The organism is Salinactinospora qingdaonensis, from assembly GCF_039539445.1.
Classification (GTDB): domain Bacteria; phylum Actinomycetota; class Actinomycetes; order Streptosporangiales; family Streptosporangiaceae; genus Salinactinospora; species Salinactinospora qingdaonensis.
In genome coordinates this window covers 38,585-48,355 of sequence record NZ_BAABDD010000033.1, presented here as the reverse complement: position 1 = coordinate 48,355, position 9,771 = coordinate 38,585, and the positions used below count along the sequence as shown (strand labels likewise).

At 67.0% G+C, this 9,771-nt stretch carries 6 protein-coding genes; 4 read left to right on the top strand and 2 right to left on the bottom strand.

The window, feature by feature from the left end; translation table 11 throughout:
* Window positions 1–1,291: 1,291 nt before the first annotated feature.
* The gene (locus ABD848_RS21865) at window positions 1,292–2,173 is read right to left on the bottom strand and encodes a LacI family DNA-binding transcriptional regulator (protein ID WP_344975940.1); all 882 of its coding nucleotides are present in this window, start codon (window positions 2,171–2,173) and stop codon (window positions 1,292–1,294) included.
* On the bottom strand, window positions 2,170–4,641 hold the full coding sequence (locus ABD848_RS21860) for a glycoside hydrolase family 2 protein (RefSeq protein WP_344975937.1): 2,472 nt from the start codon (window positions 4,639–4,641) through the stop codon (window positions 2,170–2,172). Before ABD848_RS21860 ends, ABD848_RS21865 begins: the two co-directional genes overlap by 4 nt.
* Before the next feature lie 328 nt (window positions 4,642–4,969).
* Between ABD848_RS21860 and ABD848_RS21855 the strand changes: the two genes are divergently transcribed.
* From ABD848_RS21855 to fusA, 4 genes are all read left to right on the top strand, one after another.
* Window positions 4,970–6,247: an ROK family transcriptional regulator gene (locus tag ABD848_RS21855; RefSeq protein ID WP_344975934.1), complete on the top strand. Its 1,278-nt coding sequence runs from the start codon at window positions 4,970–4,972 to the stop codon at window positions 6,245–6,247.
* 450 nt (window positions 6,248–6,697) lie between these two features.
* Window positions 6,698–7,069 carry a 30S ribosomal protein S12 gene (gene rpsL, locus ABD848_RS21850; RefSeq protein ID WP_344975931.1) on the top strand — a complete coding sequence of 124 codons (372 nt, stop codon included), beginning with the start codon at window positions 6,698–6,700 and terminating at the stop codon, window positions 7,067–7,069.
* A 2-nt stretch (window positions 7,070–7,071) separates the two neighbouring features.
* Window positions 7,072–7,542 carry a 30S ribosomal protein S7 gene (rpsG, locus tag ABD848_RS21845; protein WP_344975928.1) on the top strand — a complete coding sequence of 157 codons (471 nt, stop codon included), beginning with the start codon at window positions 7,072–7,074 and terminating at the stop codon, window positions 7,540–7,542.
* A gap of 47 nt (window positions 7,543–7,589) precedes the next feature.
* The gene (fusA, locus tag ABD848_RS21840; protein WP_344975925.1) at window positions 7,590–9,704 is read left to right on the top strand and encodes an elongation factor G; all 2,115 of its coding nucleotides are present in this window, start codon (window positions 7,590–7,592) and stop codon (window positions 9,702–9,704) included.
* Window positions 9,705–9,771 lie beyond the last annotated feature (67 nt).

Genomic DNA, 9,771 nt, shown 5'->3' with positions numbered 1-9,771 from the left:
AGCCGTCGTGGTTGCCGGTTTGGTTGGAGGTCACGGCCGCGTTGGCGGTGCCGGGCAGCAGCGCGGTGGCCGTGGCCACCGAGACCGCCACGGCACAGACCCGCCCCAGGATCGACCTGGCACGGCTGCGTCGGTGGCTTTTGGGAAGTGCGGGGGCGTCGTTCATAGGTGTTTCCTCCTCGTGAAGGCCAACGGCGGCCGAGGGGGATACGGCCGCCGCACGTCGACCTCGGACAACGCGATTGGGGTGGCCGGTTGTCATGTGGTCGACGGTCGGAGGACCAGGTCACGGTCGGTGACCTGGATCGACGGTGGTTGTGTCTGTCGATGCCGAACAGTGTCTGTCTGGCTCTGTCGGGTTGTCAATGAATTCCGGAATATTTCGTAAACTACGAAAGTTTCAGGGATGTTCCGGCGCATGCTGTCCGGGCGTATTGGCGGAGGGTAGGCGGGCATCGGTCCCTCCGGCGACGTTGCTCGGGCAGTGTGATATGGGGGTGGGCGCTGGGGCGGCTAAAGCGGAGGCCGCTGTGTGTCGGCCTTGGGCAACGCGGGTGGGGTGGCCGGTTGTCATGTGGTCGACGGTCGGAGGACCAGGTCACGGTCGGTGACCTGGATCGACGGTGGTTGTGTCTGTCGATGCCGAACAGTGTCTGTCTGGCTCTGTCGGGTTGTCAATGAATTCCGGAAGGTTACGAGTAGATTAGAAAGTTTCGAGAGTTTTTCAGGGTGGGCTGTGTGGGGATACCAGTGGAGAGCAGCACTCGTGACGGATGGTGGCGGGCGCTTGTGTTGCTTGATGCGGGAGGCACTGCGGCGGGTGCGGCCGGCCGCGCGAGCAGTCAGGGGGGCTTCCGTGGCGGGAGGTCGTGCGATCCGGCGCGGCCGGGATAGCCGGAAGAAACCGACATGCGGCCAGTCCGCTACGTGGCGCAGTCAGCCGGACACACAGCAAGGTGGTGTCAACAAGAGCCCGAGGGGCGCTGCGGGAAGGAAGCCCTTGGCCTCTCCTCGGTTGTTGTTTTTTGAAAAGGGCGGCGAGAGCAGGCGGTGGGTGCCCCCGCAGGCTGCCGAGATCGCGCAGCGATCGAGGCACGAGCGAACGGGAGAACACGTCCCACGGCCCGACCCCAGCCGTTCAAAAACAACAACCTCGTGCCCGGCGTTACCTTAGGAGCCGGCTTTTCCGCGCCAAAGGAAAACGTTGGCGTGGTCGGGGCTCTTCAGGGGCGTTGCTCTCCGGGGCTACGGCTGAGGAGACCGTGGCAGGGACGGAGCCGCGTGGCCGCCGCTATTCGCTGGCTGAGGAGTGGGGAGAAGGGGCGGTCGCGGTACTGCCTCTGGGAACGAAACGGGCGGCGGGGGAGGTGCGGTCGGTGACAGGGACGCCGTCGATGTGCTCCAACAGGGACGCGGCCACCGAGACGCCGTACTGGTACACGTCGACGCTCATGGTGGTCAGCGGTGGGGAAGACAGCCGGCACAACGTGGAGTCGTCCCAGGCGACCAAGCTGAGCTGTTGCGGAACAGCGACCCCGCGCCCTGTGGCGGCGGCCAACCCGGCCACCGCCATCACGTCGTTGTCGTAGAGGATCGCCGTGGGCGGTTCCGCGCGTCGCAGCAGCTCCACCGTGCGGTCTGTGCCCGCCTCGTGGGAATAGTCGCCCTCCAGAACGATCGGTGACTCCAGGCCCACTTGGCGGCACGCCTCGACCAGCGCAGTGGTGCGCGCCCGCGTGTGCAGCAGGGTCATGGGGCCGCTCACGCGCGCCACGCGCCGGTGTCCGAGACTGATGAGCTGGGCCAGCGCCTCGCGCACAGGCGTGTCGTTATCGGTGGGCACCGCCGGCAGGGTGGGCTCGTCATCCCACGCGCCCACCAGCACGGCCGGCAGCCCCAATTCCGCCAGCACGGCCGGACGCCGATCACCGACGGTCAGGTTCACCACTGCGACCGCGTCCACCAGTTGCCGCTGGGTCCACCTACGGTAGGTGTCGATCTCGGCCTCGTGGTCCGTGACGACGTGCAGCAGCAGGGACATCCCACGTTCAGCCAGGCGTTCCTCGATCCCGCCGATGAACTCCATGAAGAACGGTTCGGCGCCCAGCAGCCGCACCGGCCGGGCCAGCACCAGCCCAACCACTCCCCCTGTGGTGGACCCAGACGCGCTCATCCGGTGCCGCCCCCTCCCTGGTGCAGATCGTTGGCGCAGCGCAGCACTTCCGGGCCGGTCAGCTCGGCCGGGTCCAGTTGTGCACCGGTGCGGACGGTGAACGAGTACGTCTCGCCGGCCAGCAGCGACACCAGCATCTCGTCGACCTCGGCGTCGGGTGCCACCCGGTCGGCCAAGACGGCCACATCACGCGCGAACGAGGTGGCTCGCACGTCGACCCGGTAGCCTTCGTCGACGGCGACGGCCTCGGCGGTAAGCGGGTCCGGGTCGTAGGCCAGATCGATGTCCTCGCTGAAGAGGTGCATGGCCCGCGTCTCGCGCGACGTCGCCACCAGCACCTCCTCTTTCGCCTCGCCCGAGAGCAGCCCCGGGTCGGCCAGCTCGACCCAGACCACGCTGCGGGGGGCCACGTCGACGTCGATCCTACCGGCGTGGACAAGGGTGCCGTCGAACCTTTGGCGGTGCAGCGTCACCTGCTCGCTCCAGGCCGTGTCGGTGTCGTTGACGGCCACCAGGGCCGGCCCGTTCTCCCTCGGCTGCACGGTCAACAGCCGAGGCGCGTAGGCGTGGCGTAGCCCGTACCACAGCGGTTTGGGACGCTCGTCGCCGTCGACGGCGGCCCAGGAGGTGACCGGCCAGCAGTCGTTGAGCTGCCACACGATCGCTCCGGCGGTGCGCGGCCACCAGGAGCGGAAGTGTTCGACCCCGAAGATGACGGCGCGGGCCTGATTGAGCTGGGTGGCCCAGTGCCAATCCCCGAACGCCTCAGGCACCGGCAGGTGGGGCGCCAGGCCGCGGTGGAGTTTACCGTTGCCGTCGTTGGCCTTCTGGTGCAGCAGGAACGCCGGCGAGGTGGGCGTCAGCGGCTCGTCGTGAATCCAGCGGGTCAGGGTCGCCCACGTGGGCGGCCCCTGGAAGCCGAACTCCGAGCAGAATCGCGGCACGTGCTCGCGGTAGGTGGTGTAGTCGCGTTGGTTCCACACCTGCCACTCGTGGCGGGTGCCGTGGTCGGCGTCGTTGGGGTGGCTCTGCTCGTCGGGGCTGTAGGGGCTACCGGTGGCGTAGAAGCGGGTCGGGTCGAGTTCAGCCACGACCCGCGGCAGCAGTTCGGTGTAGTAGCCCAGCCCCCACGTGCGGCCCGCCAGCGGCTCGCGCCACCCCCAGTCGGCGAAGCCCCACAGGTTCTCGTTGTTGCCGTTCCACAGCGCCAGCGATGCCCGCGAGACCAGCCGTGCGACGTTCTCCCGGGCTTCGGCCTCGATCTCGCTGCGTAGCGGCTCCTCCTCGGGGTAGGCGGCGCAGGCGAAGGGGAAGTCCTGCCACACGAGCATGCCGCGCTCGTCGCAGACGTCGTAGAAGTCGTCGGTCTCGTAGATCCCGCCGCCCCAGACCCGCAACATGTTCATGTGGGCGCCCAGGGCTTGGTCGACGCGGCGGGCCAGGCGTTCCCGCGTGATGCGGGTGAGGAAATGGTCGTCGGGAATCCAGTTGGCGCCCTTAACGAAGATGGGGGTGCCGTTGACCATCACCGTGAAAGGGGTTCCGATCTCGTCAGGGGTGGTATCCACGGTGATGGTACGGAACCCCACCCGGCGCGAGGCGGAGTCGAGGGGCCGGCCGTCGGGGCGGGCAAGCATGACCTCCAGGTCGTACAGCGGCTGCTCCCCGTAGCCCGCCGGCCACCACAGCCGCACGTCGGACACGTCAAGGACGAGGACGGCCGTACTGTGGTCCTGCGGCACGGTCACGCGCGCCTCGCGCCCGGCCACCGTCGCGCTGATCACCAGTTCGGTGTCGGCGGTGGTGCCGGCGCGCTCGATCTCGGCGCGTACCTCGACCCGGCCGGAACCGTCGTCGTTGACCGTGACCAGCGGTCGCACCTGCCCCAGCCGGGCAGTGCGCCAGCGCTCCAGACGCACCGGCTTCCAGATGCCCGCCGTCTGTAGGTCCGGCCCCCAGTCCCAGCCGAAGCTACAGGCCATCTTGCGGATCATGTTGAACGGGTGCGGGTAGGAGTGGGGCCGCGCTCCCAGTTGTTCTTCGACCTCTTCGGCGTAGGCCAGCGCCGAGCGAAACGACACGGTCAACTCGTTGGTGCCACCGCGCAGCAGGTCGCCTACGTTGAAGCGGTACCCGCGGTGCATGTTGGCGGTCGTGCCCACCGGCTGGCCGTTGAGTTCGACGGTGGCCACGGTGTCCAGGCCGTCAAAGGCCAGATCGATACGCTCGTCGGCCATGGCTTCCTCGGCCTCGAAGGTGAGGGTGTAGCGCCAGTCAGTGCGGTGGGTCCAGGCGAGTTCGGCCTCGGCTTGGTCGAGGTAGGGATCGGGGATCAGACCGGCCGCCAGCAGGTCCAGGTGGGCGCTGCCCGGGACCGTGGCGGGCACATGGCGACCGGCCACATGCTCGGGCACCGGCCCCGCGGTCGCCGCCACGTGCCAGCCGTCGTGCAGGGTCTGACGGATCATCCGCAATCACTCCAAGGATCGGGCCGCGCGCCGGTGGAGGCGCCCAGAAGAAGCCGGGCAGGAAAATCTTTTTCCACGTCAAACAGCGTTTTAGATTCTTACGTAGCCGAATAAAGTAAGTCAACCAGTGTTCGCGTCCAACGACGAAGGTGGGAACGACGGGGAAAGGCCGTGGAAGGGCCGTGATCGCCACGAGAATCCCCGCCGGGCGCTGTTCGGCGTCCAGATCGGCCCGACTGGTCACGGCCACCCGGACCGGCTGCCGGCGGGCAAGCGTGCATTACCATCACGGGCGCCAGAGCCAACGATCCTGGGCGGAGGTTCCACAGTGAGTGGGCCGGTACGAGCCATCCCGCATGCGAGCAGCAGATCGGCCGTGCTCGACGTGATCCGCGCCGCGGGCACCATCAGCAGGGCCGGACTCATCGAGGCCACCGGCTTCACCGGCGCAACCATCTCCACTGTCGTCCGCCGCCTCATCGAGGACGGACTCGTCAGGGAGACCGGGCGCGCCGAGTCCACCGGCGGAAAACCCCGCGTGCTGCTCCAGCTCAACCAGTCCGCCTGCTACGCGGTCGGCGTCCACCTCGACCACGCCGGCATCGCCTACGTCCTCACCGACCTCGCCGGCTCGGTCGTGGCCCGCATGACCCGCGCCGGCGTGGGCGAAGACGAACCCCCCGCCGTCGTGACCCGTATCGCCGAAGAGGTGCGCTCCCTCATCGAGGGAGCCGGCATCGACACCGACCGCCTGCTGGGGCTGGGGCTAGTGGCTCCCGGCCCGCTCAGTGCGGTGGGCGGCATGCGGCTCACCCCGCCCTCCATGCGCCACTGGGAGGACTTTCCCCTCGATCACGCGCTACAGCAGGCCACGGGGCTGCCCGTCGTGCTCGACAACGACGCCACCGCCGCCGCTCTCGGCGAGTACTGGTCCGGGGCGGTCACCGGCACCTCCAGCTTCGCCGCCGTCTACATGTACACCGGTATCGGCACCGGCCTGCTGATCAACGGGATCACCTACGCTGGCTCCAGCGGAAACGCCGGCGAGATCGGACACGTCTGTCTCGACACGGCCGGCCCCCACTGCTGGTGTGGGGCGCGGGGATGTACTGAGAGCCTCGCCGGGCCGGCCGCCGTGGTGGCTGCCGCGCGCGAGGACGCCCAGCTTGTCCGCGCCGCCGGGCTGAGCGACGCCCACCGTCCACCCTCGCTCGCGGCGGAGTTCGCGGCGATCGCCCGCGCCGCACGTCGTGGCGAACCGGCCGCCCACGCCCTCCTGGAGCGCTCGGCACGCTACCTGGCGGTGGCCGCGCGCACGCTGGCCAACCTCATGGATCTGGAACTGCTCGTGCTCACCGGTCCCAGCCTGGCGATGGCCGACTCCATCTACCTGCCCGCGATCCAGGAAGAACTCGACCGTACCTTCTTCGCCCGCGCCGCCCACCCGGTCACCGTCCGTCTTTCCAGCCTGGCGGCCACCGCTCCCGCCATCGGTGCGGCGACCATGGTGCTGCAAAGCGAGCTGGTGCCGCTGCACCAAGGGCTGCGGCTGCCGGACAATCTCGCGGCTGCGGCCGAGGAGAGCAGTAGCCGCGTCTCAGGTTGAGCGGCTGTGGCCGGGGACACACCTAGGCACGGCACGAACCCTGCACGCCGTCGCCGTGCTGCCGCTGGTGCCGACAAATGCGCGCGAGCACTTCTTCGCAGGGCCTACACTGTTAGTAGACCTACGGCAGCACGAGGCTGCGGAGTTTCGGCTTCCGAACGTCACCGGGATTTTGACCGGGTTGGTGACCTTCGGTAGCCTTAAACTTCGTGCCCGCGCGTCAGCGGGTCAGAACGTGTGCGCTTCGACGCCGCGATGAGCGTGAGCCGCACGTGACACCTTCTCTCACGGCGACCAGCTAGTTGGGTCGGATGAATGTGTTCTCGCCCTGCTTGAGGCAGGCTGCGACACGCCCGACCCCGGGGGCGCGAGTAGGAAGGTAACACACCAGGTCGATACCGATAACGGCGAAGAGAACCGGCGTAGGTCACGAGGAAGTACGGAGACGCGGTGCCCACCATTCAGCAACTGGTCCGCAAGGGCCGCCAGGACAAGGTCACAAAAAACAAGACCCCGGCGCTGAAGGGGAGTCCGCAGCGTCGTGGCGTGTGCACACGTGTCTACACGACCACGCCCAAGAAGCCGAACTCCGCGCTGCGCAAGGTCGCCCGTGTGAGGCTCAGCAGCGGCATCGAGGTCACTGCCTATATCCCCGGTGTTGGCCACAACTTGCAGGAGCACTCCATCGTGCTCGTGCGTGGCGGCCGTGTGAAGGACTTGCCGGGCGTCCGTTACAAGGTGATCCGCGGCGCTTTGGACACCCAGGGCGTGCGCAATCGCAAACAGGCCCGCAGCCGCTACGGCACGAAGAAGGAGAAGTAACCATGCCCCGCAAGGGTCCCGCGCCGAAGCGTCAACTCATCAACGACCCTGTCTACGGTTCGCCGCTGGTCACCTCGCTGATCAACAAGGTGCTGCTCGACGGCAAGCGTTCCCTCGCCCAGAGCATTGTCTACAACGCTCTTGAAGGCGCCCAGGAGAAGACCGGCCAGGAGCCCCTCGTTGTTCTCAAGCGTGCGCTCGACAACGTGAAGCCCTCCCTTGAGGTGCGCAGCCGCCGGGTTGGTGGCGCCACCTACCAGGTACCGGTCGAGGTCCGTTCGTCGCGCAGCACCACATTGGCTCTTCGCTGGCTGGTGCAGTACTCCCGTCAGCGTCGCGAGAAGACCATGACCGAGCGTCTGCTCAACGAGCTGGTCGACGCCAGCAACGGCTTGGGTGCCAGCGTCAAGCGTCGCGAGGACACCCACAAGATGGCGGAGTCCAACCGGGCCTTCGCTCACTACCGCTGGTAATCCCTGCGGCTTTTTCGACACGAGAGACCGAGAGAAGACGAGCCACCATGGCCACCACTGCTCTTGACCTTGCCAAAGTCCGCAATATCGGGATCATGGCGCACATCGATGCGGGCAAGACCACGACGACTGAGCGCATCCTGTTCTACACCGGTGTGAACTACAAGCTCGGTGAGGTCCATGACGGCGCGGCCACCATGGACTGGATGCAGGAGGAGCAGCAGCGGGGCATCACCATCACCTCTGCTGCTACCACCACGCACTGGACCGACCACACCATCAACATCATCGACACGCCCGGCCACGTGGACTTCACGGTCGAGGTCGAGCGTTCGCTGCGCGTCCTTGACGGCGCGGTCGCCGTGTTCGACGGCAAGGAGGGCGTGGAGCCCCAGTCCGAGCAGGTGTGGCGCCAGGCCGACCGCTACAACGTGCCGCGGATCTGCTTCGTCAACAAGATGGACAAGGTCGGCGCGGAGTTCCAGCGCTGCGTCGACATGATGCGCGACCGCCTCGACACCACCCCCATGCCGGTCCAGTTGCCCATCGGCGCCGAGTCCGACTTCAAGGGTGTTATCGACCTCGTCTACATGAAGGCCTACGTCTGGAACTACGAGGCCGCCAAGGGCGAGATGTACGACACCATCGAGATCCCCGACACCCATCTCGACGCCGCCCGCGAGGGTCACGATCAGTTGATCGAGACGCTGGCCGAGGCCGACGACGAGATCATGGAGCTCTACCTGGAGGGCCAGGAGCCCACCGTCGAGCAGATCGTTCCGGCTATCCGCCGCGCCACCATCGCCGGCACCGCCGTGCCCGTGCTGTGCGGAACCGCGTTCAAGAACAAGGGCGTGCAGCCGCTGCTTGACGCGATCGTCTCCTACCTGCCCTCGCCTCTCGACGTCGAGTCGATCCAGGGTCACGACCCCAAGGACGAGTCCGAGGAGACCGCCCTCTCGCGCCGGCCCAGCGAGGAGGAACCGCTCTCCGCGCTGGTCTTCAAGATCATGAGCGACCCCCACCTGGGCAAGCTCACCTACCTGCGCGTCTACTCCGGTGTGCTGGAGACCGGTACACAGGTGCTCAACAGCGTCAAGGGGCGCAAGGAGCGCATCGGCAAGATCTACCGGATGCACGCCAACAAGCGTGAGGAGATCCAGCGAGTAGGGGCCGGCGACATCGTCGCCGTCATGGGGCTGAAGGACACCACCACTGGGGAGACGCTGTGTGACTCCTCCTCGCCCATCGTTTTGGAGTCCATGAGCTTCCCCGCCACGGTGATCGAGGTGGCCATCGAGCCCAAAACCAAGAGCGACCAGGAGAAGCTCTCCATCGCTATTCAGCGGCTCGCCGACGAGGACCCCTCGTTTAAGGTCTCCTCCGACGAGGAAACCGGTCAGACCGTCATCGCCGGTATGGGGGAGCTGCACCTGGAGGTCCTCGTCAACCGGATGCGTGACGAGTTCAAGGTCGAGGCCAACATCGGTCGACCCCAGGTCGCCTACCGCGAGACGATCCGCAAGAAGGTCGAGAAGGTCGAGTACACCCACAAGAAGCAGACGGGTGGCTCCGGTCAGTTTGGCCGTGTCGTCATCGATCTCGAACCGCTCGGGGGCGATGGCGCGGACGACAGCGCGGGCTACGAGTTCGTCAACAACATCACCGGTGGCCGTATCCCGCGGGAGTACATCCCGTCGGTCGACGCCGGTTGCCAAGAGGCCGCGGAATTCGGCATTCTCGCCGGCTATCCGCTCGTCGGCATCAAGGTGACGCTACAGGACGGCGCTTACCATGACGTCGACTCCTCCGAGCTGGCTTTCAAGGTGGCCGGTTCGATGGCCTTCAAGGACGCTGCCCGCAGGGCCAGCCCGGCCCTCCTGGAGCCGGTAATGGACGTCACGGTCACCACCCCTGAGGACTACATGGGGGATGTGATCGGTGACCTCAACAGCCGGCGCGGACACGTCCAGTCGATGGATGAGCGGGCCGGTACGCGCGTCATCAAGGCGCTCGTCCCGCTCTCCGAGATGTTCGGCTACGTGGGAGACCTGCGCAGCCGTACGCAGGGTCGGGCTCAGTTCAGCATGCAGTTCGACTCCTACGCGGAGGTGCCGTCCAACGTCGCCCAAGAGATCGTGGCGAAGGCGCGCGGCGAGTAACCGCGATACTCACCAGAAAGCTAGCAACCCGTACGCCACACGGCGTTAGACCAGTAGGAGAAATCCA